Genomic DNA, 16715 nt, shown 5'->3' with positions numbered 1-16715 from the left:
TGCGCGCCATCGCGGCGACCGCCGAGGCCAGCACCACGACGAGCCCGGCCATGGGCCCGAGCCTGACCGCCGCCAGCAGCGCGAAGAACACGCCCGCGGCGCAGGCGAATGCCAGGGCCGGGGGCCGCGCCTGCCAGCCGACGTCGAGCGGATGCTGCATGCCGTTCATGGGGTGCTCCCTTCGGCGAGTTTCGCGGCCAGCGCCCCTACAGCGCGGCCGCGATGACTGATCCGTGCCTTGGTTGCGGGATCCAGCTCGGCGGCTGAAAGGCCGCTGGCCGGATCGAGGAATACGGGGTCGTATCCGAATCCAGATACGCCGCGCGGCGCTGCGAGGATGCGGCCGTGCCAGCTGCCTTCGGCGATCAGCGGTCGCGGATCGGCTGGGTGACGCAGGAGCACGATCGCAGCGTGGAAGTAGGCGCCGCGCTCCGCATCGGGGCGGCCGCGCAGCGCGTCGAGCAGCTTCTCGATGTTGGCCGCGGCGGTGGCGTCCTTTCCGGCATAGCGCGCCGAGTAGAGGCCCGGTGCGCCGCCAAGCGCATCGACGCACAGCCCGGAATCATCGGCCAGCGCCGGCAACCCGCTCACCCGTGCGCAATGCCGCGCCTTCAGCAGCGCGTTTTCGACGAAGGTCAGGCCGGTCTCTTCCACGTCGTCGACGCCGAAGCCGGACTGCGGCACGCAGTCGAGCCCGAGCGGCGCCAGCAGGCGGGCGAACTCGGCAAGCTTTCCGGGGTTTCCGCTGGCAACGACGAGCTTCATGCGCCGCATCGTCGCGCCGCGACGGTGTACGCAGGGTGGATCAGCGGCCGAGCGCCTCGCGCTGGAGCGTGACGAGCTGCGCGATTCCGGCTTCCGCCAGCGCCGTGAGCGCATCGAGTTCATCGCGTCGAAAGGCGTGGCCCTCCGCGGTGCCCTGCAGCTCGATGAACCCGCCGCCATCGTTCATGACGACATTCATGTCGGTATCGCAATCGCTGTCCTCGGCGTAGTCGAGGTCGAGCACCGGGACGCCGCGGTAGATGCCGACGGAGACGGCTGCGACCGCACCGAACACCGGATCACGCTTGAGGTCGCCGCGCGACAGCAATCCCTGCACAGCGTCGACCAGCGCGACGTAGGCGCCCGTGATCGCGGCGGTGCGGGTGCCGCCATCGGCCTGCAGCACGTCGCAGTCGAGCGTGATCGTGCGTTCGCCCAGCAGGCGGCGGTCGACGCACGCGCGCAGCGAGCGTCCGATCAGGCGCTGGATCTCGAGGGTGCGCCCACCCTGCTTGCCGCGCGCCGCCTCGCGATCGTTGCGGGTGTGCGTCGCCCGCGGAAGCATTCCGTATTCGCCGGTGACCCAGCCTTCGCTCTTGCCGCGCAGGAAGCCGGGAGCGCGGTTCTCGACCGACGCGGTGCACAGCACGCGGGTGTCGCCGAACTCGACAAGGACGGAGCCTTCGGCATGTTTGGTGAATCCGCGCGTGATGCGGATGGCGCGCAGTTCGTCGGGCGCGCGGCCGGACGGACGTGAAAACGGTGCGGTCGCGCTCATGGGCGGCGATATCCGGGCGACGGCGCGTGAGCGTACCATCCACGCCCCCGAGGCCCGGGCCGGAGTCGCGATGTCCATCCGCAGCATGACCGCCTTCGCAGGCGGTGAATCCACGACCGCCCACGGCACGCTTACGTGCGAGCTGCGCAGCGTGAACCACCGCTTCCTCGAGATCGCCACGCGCCTGCCGGACGAGTTGCGCGCGCTGGAACCCGCGCTGCGCGAACGCATTGGCGCGCGTATCAGTCGCGGCAAGGTCGACGTGAGCCTTCGCTTTCGCGCGGTCGACGGCGCCGGCGCGTTACAGGTCGATCGCGGCCGCCTCACCGAACTCTCGCGCCTGTCGCGCGAGCTGGAAAACGAATTCCCCGGCCTGCGCACCGACTTCTCGCAGTTGCTGCTGATTCCCGGAGTGGTGAAGAGCGAGGGCGTCGACACGGCCGCGCTGCAGGGCGATGCGCTCGCGCTGCTCGACGCCGTCCTCGACGAATTCGTCGCCGCACGCGAGCGCGAAGGCGGCAAGCTGGCGCAGGCGATCACCGAACGCCTCGACGGGATCGCGTCCATCCGCGACGTCGTGCGCGAATGCATCCCGGCGATCCGCGAAGGCCAGCGCACGCGCCTGCAGTCGCGGCTGGCCGACCTCCCGGTTCCGGTCGATCCCGGTCGCATCGAGCAGGAACTGGTGCTCGCGCTCCAGAAGCTCGATATCGACGAGGAGCTCGATCGCCTCGACGCGCACCTCAGCGAGGCCCGTCGGGTGCTGAAGCTGCGCGAGGCGGTGGGCCGTCGCCTCGACTTCCTGCTCCAGGAGTTCAATCGCGAGGCCAATACGCTCGGCAGCAAGTCGGTGGACAGCCGCACGTCCGCGGCGGCGATTGATCTCAAGGTGCTGATCGACCAGATCCGCGAGCAGGTCCAGAACCTCGAATAGCCGCGCCGGACAGGGCGGCCGCCAAAGCGGTTAGCATTCGGCAGCCCGGCCCCGCCGATACCCGCAGACGATCGAAACGGCCCATGCGCGGAACCCTCTTCATCGTGGCGGCGCCGTCCGGCGCGGGCAAATCGAGCATCGTCAACGCGGTGCTCGCCCGCGATCCCAACATCGCGCTGTCGATCTCGTTCACCTCGCGCGCGCCGCGGCCGGGCGAGCGGCACGCCGAGCACTACCACTTCGTCACCGCCGACGGCTTCCAGTCGATGGTGGGCGCCGGCGACTTCTTCGAGCACGCGCTGGTCCACGGCGACTGGAAGGGCACGGCCCGGCAGTCGGTCGAGCCGCAGTTGAACGCCGGCCGCGACGTGCTTCTGGAGATCGACTGGCAGGGCGCGCGCCAGGTCCGCGCCAAGGTGCCGGACGCGATCAGCGTGTTCATCCTGCCGCCGTCGCGGGCCGCGCTCGAAGAGCGGATGCGCAAGCGCGGCCAGGACACCGAGGCGGTGATGCAGCAGCGGCTGCTCGCAGCCCGCGACGAGATGAGCCACTACGGCGAGTTCGACTACCTGGTGGTGAACGAGGACTTCGAAGCCGCGGTCGCCGAGATGTGCGCGATCTTCACCGCGAGTCGGCTTCGTCGCGATCCGCAGATCGCCCGGCATTCCCGGCTGATCACCGCGTTGCTCGCCGACGAGCCGTCCTGGCCGGCTAACTGACTGATTCCAAAGGAAAGGCTTGCCTCGCTGCCGGGGCCGGCCTACACTGCCATCCCCTTTCGACCCACGTGGCGTGCCGTTCGGCCGCCGGGAGCTCCATGGCCCGCATCACCGTAGAAGATTGCCTGAAGGTCGTCGACAACCGCTTCGAGCTCGTCATGATGGCTGCCAAGCGCGCCCGCCAGCTCGCCGGCGGCGTCGATGCCCAGATCGAGAACGACTCGAACGACAAGCCGACCGTGCTCGCCCTGCGCGAAATCGCCTCGCGCCGGATCGACACCGATTACATCGATGCCGTCGAAAAGGCCGAGCGCGAGCGCAAGGAGCGCGAGGCGCTTGAGTGGGCCGCCGCGGAAGTGGTCGCCGACGACGACCTCTCGAAGGGCGACGACTGATCCAGCGTCTTACCTCGCTGCCCGGAAAACCCCGCCTGCGCGGGGTTTTTCATTTCAGGTTGACGCCATGAACGTAGATCCCGGCGAAGCGGCAGGCGCGGCGTCGCGGTGAAAGCATTGCGCCACCCTGAGCCGGCCGTATAGTCGGATTCGATGAGTTCTTTTGATCGCGTCACCAGCCCGAAAGCCGTGCCATTGCCGGTTCCGACCGGCGAGGTGCCGGAGTACGTCCGCGAGCTGGAGCGAGCGGCCGCGTATCTCGACGACGACCAGCGAGCGCTGCTCGTCAAGGCATGGCGCCTGGGTGCCGAGGCGCACGCGGGCCAGACGCGTAAATCCGGCGAGCCCTACATCACGCATCCCGTTGCGGTGGCGCAGGTACTGGCCGAGCAGGGCCTGGACGTCGAGACGCTGATCGCGGCGATCCTGCACGACACGCTGGAGGACACCGAGCTGTCGCACGCGCAGCTGGTCGAAGAGTTCGGGCCGACGGTCGCCGAGCTGGTCGAAGGCGTGACCAAACTCGACAAGCTGCAGTTCCGCGACCGGCAGGAAGCCGCGGCGGAGAGTTTCCGCAAGATGCTGTTGGCGATGTCGCGCGACCTGCGCGTCATCCTCATCAAGCTCGCCGACCGGCTGCACAACATGCGGACGCTCGGCGCGCAAAGCCCCGAGTCGCGCAAACGCATCGCGCGCGAGACGATCGAGATCTATGCGCCGATCGCGCAGCGCCTGGGCATGAACCTGTTCAAGGCCGAACTGCAGGACCACGGTTTCCGCGGCCTGCACCCGTGGCGACACGCGGTCATCTCGCGCCGCATCCTGACGCAGCCGGTGATGCGTCGCGAGTTGCTCACGCAGATCGAGGCGAACCTCGCGCAGAAGCTCGCGAAGGACAAGCTCATGCACCGGCTGGTGAGCCGGGTCAAATCCCCGTGGAGCATCTACACGAAGATGCGCACGGAGCACAAAAGCTTCAAGCAGGTGATGGACGTGTTCGGCTTCCGAGTGGTCGTGCGCAACGTCGGCGACTGCTACCGGGCGTTGGGTGTCGCGCACAGTGCGTACAAACCGTTGGACTCGCGTTTCCGCGACTTCATCGCGATCCCGAAGGCGAACGGCTACCAGTCGCTGCACACCGTGCTGTTCGGGCCCTACGGCTCGCCGGTGGAAGTGCAGATTCGTACCGAGGAGATGGACCTCGTCGCCGAGCGCGGCATCGCGGCGCACTGGTCGTACAAGTTTGGCGGCGACGGGTTCAATGGCGCGCAGAGCCGCGCGCACCACTGGATCACGAATCTCGTCGAAAGCCAGCGGTCCGCAGGCTCGTCGCTGGAGTTCCTCGAGAACGTCAAGGTCGACCTGTTCCCGGACGAGGTCTACGTATTCACGCCGAAGGGCGACATCCTGAGCCTGCCGCGCAATTCGACATCGCTCGATTTCGCGTACGCGGTGCATACCGACATCGGAAACACCGCGGTGGCCTCGCGCGTCGATGGCAAGCTGGTGCCGCTTCGCACCAAGCTGGTCAGCGGCCAGCGCGTCGACGTGATCACCGCGCGCTCGTCCGCGCCGAAGCCGCAATGGCTGGAGTTCGTGGTCACCGGCAAGGCACGTACGGCGATCCGCCAGCAGCTCAAGCAGCTCGAGCACGAGGACGCCGTGCAGATCGGCCATCGCATGCTCGACCGTGCGCTCGAGGCGCTCGATACCTCGCTCGAGCGCGTGCCGGCCGCGCGGCTCGAGGCCTACCTCTCCGAGCACCGCTATCCACGCCTGGAAGCGCTGCTGGCCGAGATCGCGCTCGGCAACCGCATGCCGCAGCAGGTGGCGCTCGCGCTGGTCCGCGAGCGGGGCCAGAACCTGCAACGCCGCGCCGAGAACTACGTGCACGCGCCGCAGGACCGGATCCTGATCACCGGCAACGAGAAGGGCGTCATCTCGTTCGCCGTCTGCTGCCTGCCGGTGCCGGGCGACGAGATCATGGGTTACCACACCGCCGGCCGCGGCATCGTCGTGCACCGCATCGATTGCCCGAACGTCGTCGACTACCGCAAGTCGCCGGATCGCTGGGTGCCGATCGGCTGGGATCGCGTGGTGCATGGCGATTTCCACGCGGCGCTCAAGATCGAGGTCGACAACCGGCCGGGTGCGCTCGCGCAGGTGGCCGCGGGCATTGCGGACGCAAAGGCCAACATCGATCGCGTCGAGTACATCGAGCGCGACGCGAACGTCGCGGTGCTGCGATTCGGAATCGAGGTGACCAGCCGCAGCCATCTGGCGGACGTCATCCGCAAGGTTCGCAAGCTCAACGTGGCCCTCGGCGTGCAACGCATCTAGCGGGCGCGTCGCATGCACTGCGACGGGCCGCGTGAGAATGGCGGAATATCCAGCGCTTACTATTCGCGCGTCCCCACAACGGCCCTGCCCATGCGAACGCCCGTCCATACCGACCTCGCACCCGCCGCTATCGGCCCGTATTCGCAGGCCGTGCGCGCTGGCGATACCGTCTTCCTGTCCGGCCAGATTCCGCTCGATCCCGCGACCGGGGCGTTGGTCGACGGCGACATCGGCACGCAGACGCGCCGGGCATTCGACAACCTGCGCGCGGTCTGCGAGGCCGCGGGTGGATCGCTCGACGGCGTGGTGCGGCTGGGCCTGTACCTCGCCGACCTCGGTGACTTCGCGGCCGTCAACGCCGTGATGGCCGAGTACTTCCAGGCGCCGTACCCCGCACGTTCGACGATCGAAGTCGCGGGGCTGCCGAAGGGCGCCCGCTTCGAGGTCGACGCGATCCTCGTGCTCGGCTGAGATGCCGCGCCCGGCGCGATCGACGCCGGCCATTGCGCCGGCCGGCAATGCGCCGCTGACGACGCTGCGTGGCTGCGGGCCCGCACTCGCCGAAAAGCTCGCGTCGCGCGGGCTGTCGATGGTGCAGGACCTGTGGTTGCAACTGCCGCGCGGGTACGAGGATCGCACCCGGATCGTGCCGATCCGCGACCTCCAGCCGGGCACTGCGGCGCAGGTGGAAGGCGTCGTCGACGCGGTGGAGAAGGGCTTCCGCTATCGGCCGATGCTGAAGGTCGCGATCTCGGACGACTCGCGCGCCACGTTGTTGCTGCGCTTCTTCCATTTTCGGGCGGCGCAGGTGGCGCAGTTCGAGCCCGGAGCGCGGTTCCGCTGCTTCGGCACGCCGCGACTCGGGCCGCAGGGGCTGGAGATCGTGCATCCGAGTTATCGCCCGGTCGAGGCCGACGCGGTGCTCGGCAGCGCACTCGATCCGGTGTATCCGCAGATCGAGGGCGTTGCGCCGGCAACGCTGCGACGCCTGATCGGTCTCGCGCTGGATCGCCTGCCGCCGGACGAAGCCCTCGAGTTGTTGCCGACCGCGTGGTGGTCGGACCTCGGGTTGCCATCGCTGCGGCAGGCCTTGCTGACCGTGCATCGCCCGGCGGCCGACGACGACATCGCCGCGCTGCTGTGCGGACGCCACCCGGCTCAACGACGGCTGGCCCTGGAAGAACTGCTCGCGCATCACCTGAGCCTGCGCGGTCAACGGCGCGCGCACCGCGCGCATGCGGCGCCCGCACTCGCTGACGCCAAGCTGGCGCAAGGGCTTCGCGACGCACTGCCGTTCCGGCTTACCGCCGCACAGTCGCGCGTTTTCGGCGAGATCGCCGCCGACCTCGCGCAGCCGGTGCCGATGTTGCGCCTCGTGCAGGGCGACGTGGGCTCCGGCAAGACCGTCGTCGCCGCGATGGCTGCGTTGCTCGCGGTGGGCCAGCGTCAGCAGGCCGCGTTGATGGCGCCCACCGAGCTGCTCGCCGAGCAACACCTCGTCAACCTGCGCCTCTGGCTCGAGCCGCTCGGCGTACGCGTCGCATGGCTGGCCGGCAAAGTCACGGGCAAGGCGCGCGCAGCCGTCCTCGCCGACGTCGCATCGGGCGCAGCGCAGATGGTTGTCGGCACGCACGCGCTCATGCAGGAAGGCGTGGTGTTCCATGACCTCGCGCTTGCCATCGTCGACGAGCAGCACCGTTTCGGCGTGCACCAGCGGCTGGCGCTCGTCGACAAGGGGCCGCGTGGGCGCGGCACGGTGCCGCATCAGCTGGTGATGACCGCCACGCCGATTCCGCGCACGCTGGCGATGGCCGCGTACGCCGATCTCGATGTCTCCACGATCGACGAACTGCCGCCGGGCCGCACGCCGGTCACGACGGTCGTGCTCGCCTCTGAGCGCCGTCCCGAACTCGTCGAGCGCATCCGTCGCGCGTGTGCCGAGGGCCGGCAGGCGTACTGGGTGTGCACATTGATCGACGAGAGCGACGAGGTCGTGGCGAGCGCGGCGCAGACCACGTTCGAACAGCTCGCCGCGCAGTTGCCGGAACTGCGGCTGCGGCTGGTGCACGGTCGCATGCGCCCCGCCGAAAAGCAGGCGGCGATGCTTGCCTTCAAGACCGGCCAGGTCGACCTGCTGGTGGCGACGACGGTCATCGAGGTCGGCGTGGACGTCCCCAATGCATCGCTGATGATCATCGAGAACGCGGAGCGCCTCGGACTGTCGCAGCTGCACCAGTTGCGGGGCCGGGTAGGGCGCGGCAGCGCGGTATCGAGTTGCGTGCTGCTCTACCAGTCGCCGCTGTCGCAGATGGCGCGCGAGCGGCTCGCGACCATGCGCGAGACCAACGATGGCTTCGTGATCGCCGAGCGCGATCTGGAACTACGTGGCCCGGGCGAACTGCTCGGCACGCGGCAGACCGGGATCGCCGAGTTCCGCGTGGCCGATCTCACGCGCGATGCCGACCTCATGCCACGCGTGCACGCGCTCGGCGAACAGATCGCCGAGCGAGCGCCGGAACTCGGTGAACGCATCGTCGCGCGCTGGGTTGGTAACGCGGTGCGATACGCCTCGGCATGACACACGCCATCCATCGCGCATAATCGCGCGATGACCGATCGCATTCCATTACTCATCGATACCGATCCCGGCGTGGACGACGCGCTGGCCCTGCTGATGGCATTCGACGATGTGCGCCATCGCATCGTCGGCCTGAGCATCGCTGCCGGCAACGTCGGCCTCGAGCACACCGTCGCCAACGCGTTGAAACTCTGCGAAGTCGCTGGCGTGGACGTTCCGGTGTTCGCCGGATGCGCGTCGCCACTGCTGCATCCGGCGCGCGACGCCGCCTACGTGCACGGCCGTGACGGTTTCGGCGACACCGCTTACGCGAAGGCGACGCGCCAGCCACAAGCCGAGCATGCGGCGCTTGCGATCCTGCGGCTCTCGCACGAGCACGCGGGGCAACTGTTGCTGGTGGCACTGGGCCCCCTCACGAACGTGGCGTTGGCGCTGAAGCTCGATCCGACCCTTCCGTCGCGCGTCGCGCGCTTCGTCGTGATGGGCGGGGCGATTACCGGCCACGGCAACATCACCCCCGCGGCCGAGTTCAACATCGCCTTCGACCCGGAAGCTGCGCGCATCGTCTTCGAAGGCTTCCCCCACATCGACCTCGCGGACTGGGAGGCGACGATGGCGCACGGCTTCGCGCACGACGAGTTCGAACGCTGGCTGCAGGCCGATTCGACGAAGGCGCGCTTCTACGACTCGATCTCGAAGAAGACGCGCGATTGGGCCAACGACCGTCGCGGCGACCACTGGCACTCGGCGGACGCGCTCGCGATGGCGTATGCCCTCGAGCCGGACGGCGCGAGCGAGCTGGCCGAGCGACCCGTGGCCATCGAGATTGACGGCCGCCATACGCGCGGCGCCACGATCGTCGATTGGCGCCGGGAGGGCGGGGCCCCCGACAACTGCCGCATTCTCATGCGGTATGACCAGGCCGCGTTCGAGCGCCGAATGCGGGCGGCGCTAGGCGCCTGAGGCCGCCCATCACGCAGCTTGCACCGGCTCGCCACGCCCCTTATACTGCCGGGCTCCCATATCCTGATTGGTGAATGCCATGAAGACCGGCATCCATCCCGAATACCGCGACGTCGTTTTCCAGGACGTCACCTCGGATTTCGCATTCCTCACCCGCTCGACCCTTGGCAGCAAGGAGTCGGTCAAGTGGGAAGACGGCAACGAATACCCGCTGGTGAAGGTCGACATCTCGTCGGCATCGCACCCGTTCTATACCGGCAAGAACAAGATCCTCGATGCCGGCGGCCGCGTGGACAAGTTCCGGCAGCGCTACGGCAAGAAGTAATCCGGCTCCGTCCGGTCGCTTCCAAGCTTCGAACGACGGCTGCCCTTGGGGCGGCCGTTGTCGTTTGCGTGACCGGTGCTGGTGACGACGGCCGTATTGCCTGTCGCGCCTGCGTGCGTGTGGTTCGAAGGACCTCGTCAGTGAGCGCGCCGCACACGGTCCATTGGACCTTTGTCTGCGCCGGCCGACGCGGGCGTATGTGCGATAATGCGCGGCTAGCGGCGCACCCGCGAACGAACCTATCTCCTCCCGCGCGGCGTCGCCGCATGCCCCACAGGAGCGCTCCGTGTCCGAGACCCAATCCGGCCTGCAGCAGGTCACCCTGACCGCTGGCGATGCCAACGTGACCCTGCCCGTGCAGCATCCGACCCTCGGCGCGCCGTGCATCGACATCGCGAAGTTGCCCAAGGAAACGGGCTGCTTCACCTACGACCCCGGCTTCACCGCCACGGCTAGCTGCAAGTCGGCGATCACGTACATCGATGGCGACGCGGGCGTGCTGCTTTATCGCGGCTATCCGATCGAGCAACTCGCCGAGAAGTCGAACTTCCTCGAGGTCGCCTACCTGCTCATGAACGGCGAGCTGCCGGATGCGCAGCAGGCGTCGTCTTTCGAGCACGAAGTCACGCATCACACGATGATGCACGAGGCGTTCCGCACGTTCCTGTACGGCTTCCGCCACGACGCGCATCCGATGGCGATGCTCGTGGGCATGCTCGGCTCGATGGCGAGCTTCTACCACAACGAACTCGACCTCGAAGACCCGGCGCAGCGCCGCCTCGCCGCGATCCGCCTGATCGCGAAGGTGCCGACGATCGCCGCCGCCTGCCACCGCTATTCGATCGGCTGGCCGATCCGCTACCCGAAGAATTCGCTCGACTACACGACGCGCTTCCTCCACATGATGAAGGAAGTGCCGGCCGAGCCGCTCGACCTGAACCCGGTCGCGGCCAAGGCGCTCGACCTGCTCTTCATCCTGCACGCCGACCACGAGCAGAACGCCTCGACGTCGACCGTGCGCCTGATCGGCTCGACCGGCGCGAACCCGTATGCCTGCATCGCCGGCGGCGTCGCAGCGTTGTGGGGCCCGGCGCATGGCGGGGCGAACGAGGCCGTCCTGAAGATGCTTGCTGAGATCGGACGCCCGGAAAACGTGCAGTCCGCAGTCGACAAGGCGAAGGACAAGAACTCGGGCTTCCGCCTGATGGGCTTCGGCCACCGCGTCTACAAGAACTACGACCCGCGCGCTGCCCTGGTTCGCAAGATGACGCACGACGTGCTCGGCGAGCTGGGCGTCAACGACCCGCTGCTCGAGGTGGCGCTGAAGCTTGAAGAGGCGGCGCTGAAGGACGAGTACTTCGTGTCGCGCAAGCTCTACCCCAACGTCGACTTCTATTCGGGCCTGATCTACAAGGCACTGGGAATCCCGGTGGAGATGTTCACGGTGATGTTCGCGATCGCGCGCACCGCGGGCTGGGTGAGCCACTGGCTTGAGCAGCAGGAGGACCCGGAGAACAAGATCGGTCGCCCGCGCCAGATCTACACGGGCGCCACGCAGCGCGACTACGTGGACGCCGGCAAGCGCTGACTCGCTGACCGCTGTTTGCGTTGAATCGAAGCCGCGGCATGTCCGCGGCTTCGTCGTTTTCGGGCGGCGCTTCAGCCCAGCCCGCGCTCGAATCCGTCGATCTCGGCCTCGGCCACGATCTGCCGCAGTTGCGCCTGGCTCGCACGTCGCATCGGCTTCTCGTCGACCGGCGATAGCGGTGCCTGGCGCAGCACGTCATGCGGCAACACCGTCACGTCGAACGGCACGTTGTCGGCGCTGAAGGTCCAGACCGGCACGTCCGCCTCGCGATGGCGATCGAGCCGCAGCCGCCGGCTGCGCGGCTGAGCCGGGATGTCGTGCTCGACGAAGAACCGGTGCACGGCGTCGGCATCATCGGCGTGCAGGTGCAGCATCACCGGCGAGTGGGTGTGGGCGGTTCCTTCGAGCACCGGGCCGACGAGCCGCGGCTCGAATGCGCGGAAGAAGCGCAGCGCCTCCAGCGCCGCCTCGCGACGACGATGCAGCTCGCCCGCGGTCTCGCGACCGAACAGGCGCTGGTACTGGCGCAGTGCGGTTTCGATTTCGGTGTTGCGCGGCAGCGATGCGTCGTCGCTGATGCCGAGGCGTTCGGCGGCCTTGAGCTTTGCCTGGTGGTAATTGGCGATCCCGCTTTCCGCCATGAGCCGTGCGGCTTCGCTGGCGAGTCGTTCGCGGCGCTCCCGCAGGCGGGACTGGGCGTGCTGGTGTGCGTGCTGACGGGCAGGGCGCATGGCGGCTCCGTGGCAGGCGAGGCGGGTCTCCGCCACCGGCGATCACCGGCGCCTGAACGCTAGCACGGCCGTGTCGACGCGCGGTGTCGCGCGCCGACGCCCGTTCAGAAGATGTCGTAGGACTCTTCGGAGCCCTGTTCCTGCTTCTGCGTCGACGCAGGACCGTAGTCGACATCGTTCTGCATGCGCTCGAGATCTTCGGCTTTCACCCACTCGGTGATGCCGCCCGTGGCGCCGGCAGTCAGCCGTCCCCCGGCGCCGACGCTGACCTTCACCATGCCTTCTGGCGGATCGTTCGGCTGGATGGGCTGGTCCTTCAGCGCGACGCGCATGTAGTCGATCCAGATCGGCAGCGCCGCCTTGCCGCCGTACTCGCGGTAGCCGAGGGACTTGAAGTCGTCGCGGCCGACCCAGACCGTCGTGATGTACGGGCCGCCGAAGCCGGAGAACCAGGCGTCGCGGTGGTCATTGGTCGAGCCGGTCTTGCCGCCGACGTCTTCGCGTCCGAGCACCTTCGCCGCAGTTCCCGTGCCGCGCAGCACGACGTCACGCAGCATGGAGACGACCTGGTAGCCGATGCGTTCGTCGATTGCGCGCGGCGCCAGGGTCATGCCGGTCACGTCGGGCTTCGTCGTCGTCGAGGCGGCCTTCTTGTCGCCTGCCGCGGTGGGCCTGCCGGCGGTCGCGCTCGACGGTGCAGCACTGGGGCCGAGGTTGAAACCGTCGACGACGGTGGATGCCGTGTTCGTCGCGGCGCCGCTCGCGTTCGCGACCACTGCGCAACCGTGGCAGCCGACCAGGGGTTTTTCCTTGAAGATGACGGCGCCGTTGCGGTCCTTGACCGTATCGATGAACCACGGCGTGATGCGGTAGCCGCCGTTGTAGAGCACGGCGTAGCCGCGCGCCACCGACAGCGGCGTCAGCGACGCAGTGCCCAGCGACATCGACAGGTTCGGCGGCAGCGACGCCTCGTCGAAACCGAAGTGGCTGATGTACTTGCGTGCGTAGTCGACGCCGATCGCATCGAGCAGACGGACCGATACGAGGTTGCGCGACTGCACGATCGCTTCGCGTAGCCTCATCGGGCCCGCGAAGTTGCCCGTATCGTTCTGCGGCCGCCAGAGGTGGCCAACGCGATCGCGGAACACCACGGGAGCGTCGAGGACGATCGATGCGGGGTTGAAGCCGCGCTCGAACGATGCCGCATACACGAAGGGTTTGAAGCTTGAACCGGGCTGGCGCTTGGCCTGCGTCGCACGGTTGAACTTGTTGCCGGCAAAGCTGTAGCCACCGGTGAGCGCGCGCACCGCACCGTTCATCGCGTCGATCGACACCAGCGCCGCCTGTGCCCGCGGCATCTGCGTCAGGCGATACGAGGCCATGACGACAGGTGCCGGCGCTTTCGAGTCCGCGTTGGCCTTGGGTACGTCGCGACGCACGCGAACCAGGTCGCCGCGCTTGAGCGACGCGAGGCTCATGCCCTGCCACGCATGTGCAGTATCGAGCGTAATGGTGCGGCCATCCGCGAGCGCCAGTTCCGCGTCGCCCGCGCTAGCGGACAGCACGATCGCCGGCAGCAGCTCGCCCTGCGTCGGAATCGTGAGCAGTCGCCGCGCGGCCGCCTTGGCGTCTTCACCATCGGCAAGATCGAAGTGGCGTTCGGCCCCGCGCCAGCCGTGGCGGACGTCGTACGTATGCAGCCCCTCGCGCACCGCGGCGTCGGCTGCGACCTGCAGCACCGGGTCGATGGTGGTGGTGACGTGGTAGCCCTTCGTAAGCGCCTCGGGGCCGTAACGCGTGATCATCTCCTGCCGCACCATTTCGGCCACGTACGGCGCGTACACCTCGACCTTGCGCTCGTGCGGAGTGGCATGCATCGGCACTGCCTTGGAGGCAGCGGCCTGCGACGGCGTGATGAACTTGAGCTCCGCCATCCGGTCGAGGATGTAGTCGCGCCGCAGCTTGGCCCGCCCGGGGTTGCTGATCGGGTTGGCGCTCGACGGAAACTTCGGGATGCCCGCCAGCGACGCCATCTCGTCGAGCGAGAGCTCGGTGAGGGGCTTGCCGTAGTAGTACTCGGACGCCGCGGCCACGCCGTACGCGCGATTGCCGAAGAAGCTGACGTTGAGGTACAGCTCGAAGATCTCGTCCTTGCTGAGCTCGCGCTCCATTCGCATCGCCAGAAGCATCTCGGCGAGCTTGCGCGTGTAGCTGTACTCGTTGCTCAGGAAGAACTGGCGCGCGACCTGCTGGGTGATGGTGGAGCCGCCGGGCACGCGCTTGTCGTGGGTGGTCGCCAGCAGCCACACCGCGCGCGCGATGCCCTGCAGGTCGACACCGTGGTGCTGGTAGAAGCGCGCGTCCTCGATGGCGATGAACGCCTTCTTCTGAAGGTCGGGCACCTTCTCGATGTCGACCGGATAGCGCCGCGTCTCGCCGAACAGCGCCATCAGGCGGCCGTCCTTCGCGTAGACGTACATCGGCTCCTGCAGCTGGACATCGCGCAGGGTCTCGACGTCGGGAAGCTTGGGCGCGATGACGGCGTAGAGCGCGCCGGCGGCGATCAGACCAAGAACGATCAGGCCCGCGGTCGCGAACAGCGCCCAGCGGAGGAGGCGGCGGAAACGGGGCATCGGGGAAATATCACGTAAAGAATCCGTTGCGAGTATAGAGGAGGCACCTCGCTGCTCCGCAGGGACCGACGTCGGAATACCGGCATTCGGGATGGCGATCTCCCGACCCCGGCGGTGACGGTTATTTGGCGGAGCCCATCACGAATCGTGATGTGGCTGTTGCCACGGGGTGAAAAGTCCGTTATCTAGGCAGTGCCGCATGAAGCGCACCTAACGCCTGCGGCAGGGGAGATTCGAAGTGGGCGTGATCACGAAGAGCCAGCCGGCATTGGTCGGCGTGGATATCAGCTCGACCGCCGTCAAGCTCTTGCAGCTGTCGCGGTCCGGTAATCGCTACCGGGTCGAGCACTATGCGGTGGAACCGCTGCCGCCCAATGCCGTGGTGGAAAAGAACATCGTCGAGGTAGAGGCGGTGGGCGAGGCCATCAAGCGCGCCGTGGCGCGCTCCGGCACCCGGGCACGCGGCGCGTCGGCCGCCGTCGCCGGTTCCGCGGTGATCACCAAGGTGATTCCGATGCCAGCCGACCTGAATGGTGACGAGCTCGAGGCCCAGGTCGAGCTGGAAGCCGCCAACTACGTTCCGTACCCGATCGAAGAGGTCAACCTCGATTTCGAGGTGCTCGGCCCGATGCCGAACTCGCCCGACACGGTGCAGGTGCTGCTGGCGGCCTCCCGGTCGGAGAACGTCGAGATCCGCGCCTCGGCGCTCGAACTCGGCGGGCTGACCGCCCGCGTGATGGATGTCGAGAGCTTCGCGATCGAGAACGCTTTCGCGCTGTTGTCCGAGCAGCTCAAGACGCCCCGCGACGGACTCGTCGCGCTGGTGGACTCCGGCGCGACGATGACCACGCTCTACGTGCTGCGTAACGGCCGCACCATCTATTCGCGCGAACAGGTCTTCGGCGGCAAGCAGCTGACCGACGAGGTCATGCGCCGGTACGGCCTGTCCTACGAGGAAGCCGGCCAGGCCAAGCGCCAGGGCGGGCTGCCCGAGGGTTACCAGACCGAAGTGCTGGAGCCGTTCAAGGAGGCGATGGTCCAGCAGATCAGTCGCCTCTTGCAGTTCTTCTACGCCGGCAGCGAGTTCAACCGCGTCGACCAGCTGGTCATCGCCGGCGGCGGCGCGTCGATCACCGGCATCGACCGCATGCTCGAAGACCAGCTCGGCGTGCCGACGCTGGTCGCCAATCCGCTCGCGAACATGACGCTCGGGCCGCGTGTGCAGCCGCACGCCCTGGCGCAGGACGCCCCCTCGCTCATGATCGCCTGCGGGCTCGCGCTGAGGAGCTTCGACTGATGGCACGCATCAACCTCCTCCCGTGGCGTGCCGAACGCCGCAAGCAGCGACAGAAAGAATTCGGCGTGATGCTCGGCGCAACCGCCGTCGGCGCGTTGCTCCTCGCGATGGCAATCAATTGGTATTTCGGCGCGCAGATCGACGGCCAGAACGAGCGCAACACGTACCTCCAGCAGCAGATCGACGAAGTCGACAAGCAGATCACCGAGATCGCCGAGCTCAACAAGACAAAGTCACGGCTGCTCGCCCGCAAGGAAGTGATCGAGAAGCTGCAGGCCAGCCGCTCGCAGATGGTCCATCTGTTCGACTCGCTGGTGCGCACGATTCCGGACGGCGTCGTCCTGACGTCTATCAAGCAGGACGACCAGTCGTTGACGGTCGAAGGACGCTCGCAGTCCAACGCCCGCGTCAGTACCTACATGCGCAACCTCGAAAGCTCCGGCTGGATGACCGATCCGCAGCTTTCGATCATCGAAGCGAAGGGCGAAGACAAGGGCCTTCCTTACGAGTTCAAGCTCGCGGTCAAACTGGCCGACCCCAATGCGCCGCGCGACACGGACGGCGACGGCGTGCCGGACACGGCGCCTGTAACGACGTCCCCGATGCCGGCCTCCGCCACTGCGGCGCCGGCCGCCACCACCTCGGCGCCGGCACCGGTCGCCGCTCCGG

General features: G+C 67.8%; 15 protein-coding genes. 11 read left to right on the top strand and 4 right to left on the bottom strand.

What is annotated here, in order from left to right:
* Positions 1 to 165: 165 nt before the first annotated feature.
* Together rdgB and rph are read right to left on the bottom strand one after the other, a co-directional pair.
* On the bottom strand, positions 166 to 765 hold the full coding sequence (gene rdgB, locus FW784_RS06810; protein WP_149352604.1) for an RdgB/HAM1 family non-canonical purine NTP pyrophosphatase: 600 nt from the start codon (positions 763 to 765) through the stop codon (positions 166 to 168).
* 40 nt (positions 766 to 805) lie between these two features.
* Complete coding sequence (gene rph / locus FW784_RS06805) at positions 806 to 1543, bottom strand: ribonuclease PH (RefSeq protein WP_149352603.1); 738 nt, start codon at positions 1541 to 1543, stop codon at positions 806 to 808.
* 85 nt (positions 1544 to 1628) lie between these two features.
* On the opposite strand from rph, the gene FW784_RS06800 reads away from it, so the two are divergent.
* The 9 genes from FW784_RS06800 (at position 1629) to FW784_RS06760 (ending at position 11385) form a co-directional block, all read left to right on the top strand.
* Positions 1629 to 2477 carry a YicC/YloC family endoribonuclease gene (locus FW784_RS06800; RefSeq protein ID WP_149352605.1) on the top strand — a complete coding sequence of 283 codons (849 nt, stop codon included), beginning with the start codon at positions 1629 to 1631 and terminating at the stop codon, positions 2475 to 2477.
* An 83-nt stretch (positions 2478 to 2560) separates the two neighbouring features.
* Entirely contained in the window at positions 2561 to 3196 is a 636-nt protein-coding gene (gmk, locus tag FW784_RS06795; protein ID WP_149352602.1) for a guanylate kinase, read from the top strand.
* A 98-nt stretch (positions 3197 to 3294) separates the two neighbouring features.
* The gene (gene rpoZ / locus FW784_RS06790; RefSeq protein ID WP_149352601.1) at positions 3295 to 3591 is read left to right on the top strand and encodes a DNA-directed RNA polymerase subunit omega; all 297 of its coding nucleotides are present in this window, start codon (positions 3295 to 3297) and stop codon (positions 3589 to 3591) included.
* A 153-nt stretch (positions 3592 to 3744) separates the two neighbouring features.
* The gene (locus tag FW784_RS06785; protein ID WP_149352600.1) at positions 3745 to 5931 is read left to right on the top strand and encodes a RelA/SpoT family protein; all 2187 of its coding nucleotides are present in this window, start codon (positions 3745 to 3747) and stop codon (positions 5929 to 5931) included.
* A 90-nt stretch (positions 5932 to 6021) separates the two neighbouring features.
* Positions 6022 to 6402, top strand: coding sequence for a RidA family protein (locus FW784_RS06780; RefSeq protein WP_149352599.1), 381 nt, complete (start codon positions 6022 to 6024; stop codon positions 6400 to 6402).
* Position 6403: 1 nt separating this feature from the next.
* Positions 6404 to 8509: an ATP-dependent DNA helicase RecG gene (gene recG, locus FW784_RS06775; protein ID WP_149352598.1), complete on the top strand. Its 2106-nt coding sequence runs from the start codon at positions 6404 to 6406 to the stop codon at positions 8507 to 8509.
* Between the two features lie 30 nt (positions 8510 to 8539).
* Positions 8540 to 9472: a nucleoside hydrolase gene (locus FW784_RS06770; RefSeq protein WP_149352597.1), complete on the top strand. Its 933-nt coding sequence runs from the start codon at positions 8540 to 8542 to the stop codon at positions 9470 to 9472.
* Between the two features lie 79 nt (positions 9473 to 9551).
* Positions 9552 to 9797, top strand: coding sequence for a type B 50S ribosomal protein L31 (locus tag FW784_RS06765; RefSeq protein ID WP_149352596.1), 246 nt, complete (start codon positions 9552 to 9554; stop codon positions 9795 to 9797).
* A 286-nt stretch (positions 9798 to 10083) separates the two neighbouring features.
* Positions 10084 to 11385, top strand: a complete 1302-nt coding sequence (locus tag FW784_RS06760; RefSeq protein WP_149352595.1) for a citrate synthase — start codon at positions 10084 to 10086, stop codon at positions 11383 to 11385.
* Positions 11386 to 11456: 71 nt separating this feature from the next.
* Here FW784_RS06760 and FW784_RS06755 read toward each other — a convergent pair whose 3' ends face one another.
* Both FW784_RS06755 and FW784_RS06750 read right to left on the bottom strand, forming a co-directional pair.
* On the bottom strand, positions 11457 to 12116 hold the full coding sequence (locus tag FW784_RS06755) for a hypothetical protein (protein ID WP_149352594.1): 660 nt from the start codon (positions 12114 to 12116) through the stop codon (positions 11457 to 11459).
* A gap of 104 nt (positions 12117 to 12220) precedes the next feature.
* Positions 12221 to 14749: a penicillin-binding protein 1A gene (locus FW784_RS06750; RefSeq protein ID WP_149352593.1), complete on the bottom strand. Its 2529-nt coding sequence runs from the start codon at positions 14747 to 14749 to the stop codon at positions 12221 to 12223.
* A gap of 238 nt (positions 14750 to 14987) precedes the next feature.
* On the opposite strand from FW784_RS06750, the gene FW784_RS06745 reads away from it, so the two are divergent.
* Together FW784_RS06745 and FW784_RS06740 are read left to right on the top strand one after the other, a co-directional pair.
* Positions 14988 to 16046, top strand: coding sequence for a pilus assembly protein PilM (locus FW784_RS06745; RefSeq protein ID WP_149352592.1), 1059 nt, complete (start codon positions 14988 to 14990; stop codon positions 16044 to 16046).
* The coding region (locus FW784_RS06740) for a PilN domain-containing protein (RefSeq protein ID WP_149352591.1) at positions 16046 to 16715 on the top strand (670 nt) is incomplete at its 3' end. The genes FW784_RS06745 and FW784_RS06740, both read left to right, overlap by 1 nt.

Origin of the sequence: Cognatilysobacter lacus, from assembly GCF_008274655.1 — a bacterium.
In the GTDB taxonomy this organism is placed as follows: domain Bacteria; phylum Pseudomonadota; class Gammaproteobacteria; order Xanthomonadales; family Xanthomonadaceae; genus Cognatilysobacter; species Cognatilysobacter lacus.
Note: the sequence above shows the minus strand (reverse complement) of the source record. Positions and strands in the feature narration are given on the sequence as shown.

Excerpts from the sequence above, each read along its gene's own strand:
- rdgB (WP_149352604.1), bottom strand. The coding sequence starts at position 765 with ATGAAGCTCGTCGTTGCCAGCGGAAACCCCGGAAAGCTTGCCGAGTTC.
- rph (WP_149352603.1), bottom strand. The coding sequence starts at position 1,543 with ATGAGCGCGACCGCACCGTTTTCACGTCCGTCCGGCCGCGCGCCCGAC.
- FW784_RS06800 (WP_149352605.1), top strand. The coding sequence starts at position 1,629 with ATGACCGCCTTCGCAGGCGGTGAATCCACGACCGCCCACGGCACGCTT.
- gmk (WP_149352602.1), top strand. The coding sequence starts at position 2,561 with ATGCGCGGAACCCTCTTCATCGTGGCGGCGCCGTCCGGCGCGGGCAAA.
- rpoZ (WP_149352601.1), top strand. The coding sequence starts at position 3,295 with ATGGCCCGCATCACCGTAGAAGATTGCCTGAAGGTCGTCGACAACCGC.
- FW784_RS06785 (WP_149352600.1), top strand. The coding sequence starts at position 3,745 with ATGAGTTCTTTTGATCGCGTCACCAGCCCGAAAGCCGTGCCATTGCCG.
- FW784_RS06780 (WP_149352599.1), top strand. The coding sequence starts at position 6,022 with ATGCGAACGCCCGTCCATACCGACCTCGCACCCGCCGCTATCGGCCCG.
- recG (WP_149352598.1), top strand. The coding sequence starts at position 6,404 with ATGCCGCGCCCGGCGCGATCGACGCCGGCCATTGCGCCGGCCGGCAAT.
- FW784_RS06770 (WP_149352597.1), top strand. The coding sequence starts at position 8,540 with ATGACCGATCGCATTCCATTACTCATCGATACCGATCCCGGCGTGGAC.
- FW784_RS06765 (WP_149352596.1), top strand. The coding sequence starts at position 9,552 with ATGAAGACCGGCATCCATCCCGAATACCGCGACGTCGTTTTCCAGGAC.
- FW784_RS06755 (WP_149352594.1), bottom strand. The coding sequence starts at position 12,116 with ATGCGCCCTGCCCGTCAGCACGCACACCAGCACGCCCAGTCCCGCCTG.
- FW784_RS06750 (WP_149352593.1), bottom strand. The coding sequence starts at position 14,749 with ATGCCCCGTTTCCGCCGCCTCCTCCGCTGGGCGCTGTTCGCGACCGCG.